This is a genomic window from Cytophagia bacterium CHB2, from assembly GCA_030263535.1.
GTDB lineage: Bacteria > Zhuqueibacterota > Zhuqueibacteria > Zhuqueibacterales > Zhuqueibacteraceae > Coneutiohabitans.
Genome location: SZPB01000667.1, coordinates 1 through 1,693 on the forward strand (window position 1 = coordinate 1; position 1,693 = coordinate 1,693).

General features: G+C 53.8%; 2 protein-coding genes. Both read right to left on the bottom strand.

Translation table 11 applies throughout. The features are described 5' to 3' along the window. Positions 1 to 130: 130 nt before the first annotated feature. Positions 131 to 670, bottom strand: a complete 540-nt coding sequence (locus FBQ85_30055; protein ID MDL1879376.1) for a hypothetical protein — start codon at positions 668 to 670, stop codon at positions 131 to 133. Positions 671 to 679: 9 nt separating this feature from the next. Then, positions 680 to 1,447 carry a hypothetical protein gene (locus FBQ85_30060; protein MDL1879377.1) on the bottom strand — a complete coding sequence of 256 codons (768 nt, stop codon included), beginning with the start codon at positions 1,445 to 1,447 and terminating at the stop codon, positions 680 to 682. Positions 1,448 to 1,693: the final 246 nt, after the last annotated feature.

The window sequence follows — 1,693 nt, forward strand, 5'->3', positions numbered from 1 at the left end:
CGCCAATAAACGCGAATATCCGCTAATTTTAAAATTCGCGCTTATTGGCGTGCATTCGCGGTTTGAGATTTGGGCAAGTTATTTAATCGACAATCCTTAAAGTTGATGCCCGCTTGTATTCCCTGTTTGCTTATTCCTTTTTGTTATTCGGCTTGGCGCTGCCTCGCTTTGCGCGGCGCTTGCCGCTGTCCTCTTTCTGTGCAGGCTCAGTGGCCGCCGAATCATTCGCATTTGGTCGCGAGATGGCGCCGGTTGCGGGCAACGCGGGCGGCTGCTCAGAGGGCGTCAAGGCGGGCGGGGTTGATTCTTCCGGTTGCGCCGTGCGGCGGCGATCGAACGCGCGTTTTTGCGTTTCGCTTTCAGAAGCTTGCCCGCCGCCGGCTGCCGGGGCGTAATACGAAGCCCACCACGGCGTGTCGTAATAATATTCCCAACGCCAGGAGGGCGCGGGCCGCGGCGGCGGCACGGCGATACTGTGAAATGCGTTCACGCCGGCATTGTGGCAGGATTGGCAGTCATCGCCGAACGCGACTTTAGACGCAAAATCATCGTTCTCCGCTCCGCGTTCCGCATGCACACGCGGATGTTTGATCACCGTGTAACATCCGAGGCTGGTCAACAGCAACAAACATAAAAGCGGCAGCGCATTCCGGCGTGAAACGTTTTGCATGATTCACCTTTACAGAATAAATTGAAAATATGTGATCTTGAACTCACGCACGTAATCCTTGGTTTGCGTTTGATTTTTGAAGATATCCTTCAAAAACAGTTCCAGATAAATGACTTTTTTGATGTTCAAGCGGATGCCGGTGTTCAAAATGCCTTCGCCATCGTGAACGTCCCGGCGCGGCTCTGACGGCGTCGTATTGAAAGCCACGTCGTATTCACCGATGATTTCTATATGAGGATTGATCGCCAGCGTCGCGCCCATGAACAAATTGGGGTCGCGATCTTTGTCCTGGTTTTCCAATGACAAGTTGACGCCGCCGTGAAAATCGAGGCGCTCGAGAAAATCATAGCTTTTGCTGGCCACAACATAAAACCCCGGTGATTTGTTGAGGTAGCGTTGCAACGAATCCGCTTTGAAATAGGGGCCGTAGCCCTGACTCTCAAAGCCGACGCTAATGCCCGGCATTCCGATGCTTTCTGAGAATATTTGATACTTGACAAGCACGCCAGGTGCGGGATTCCAATCCGGTTCTTCCTGGCCGAGCGCATCATTGCCGCCGAACGAAGCGCCGAACATGAAACGATCGGAAATGCCGACATTCAACGATAAGAGTGCGCCGCTCTGGCCGTAAAAACGCAAGCCGAGATCAAAACCGCCCCGGCGCATCACGCCGGCCGTGGGTTTGTCAATAGTATAGCGCGGCTGCACATCAACGCCTTGTGCGTACACAAGCACCGGTAGAAGCATAACCAAAACAGCGACGAGATTCTTCTTCATGGCTGATTCTCGCAATTGAGTTAAAGTTAAGGTGAACCGGATTCCCACTAGAAAAAATCACAGCCTTCCGTTGCAAATCCGGTTGCGCCCGATCAAATTCTACCACAGCAGACGCAACAGCGCGGCGCCGCCGGCAGTCGCGGCCCACGCCATACGCCACGGTTCACGATCCGTCGTCCATTCCGGAATGTCGCCCGAACTATGATAGTAGCGCGAGTAGTCGATTTCGAGCGGCGTGTTGTCGGG

Bases quoted from the DNA above. Each gene is read 5' to 3' on its own strand.
- FBQ85_30060 (MDL1879377.1), bottom strand. From the start codon at position 1,447: ATGAAGAAGAATCTCGTCGCTGTTTTGGTTATGCTTCTACCGGTGCTT.
- FBQ85_30055 (MDL1879376.1), bottom strand. From the start codon at position 670: ATGCAAAACGTTTCACGCCGGAATGCGCTGCCGCTTTTATGTTTGTTG.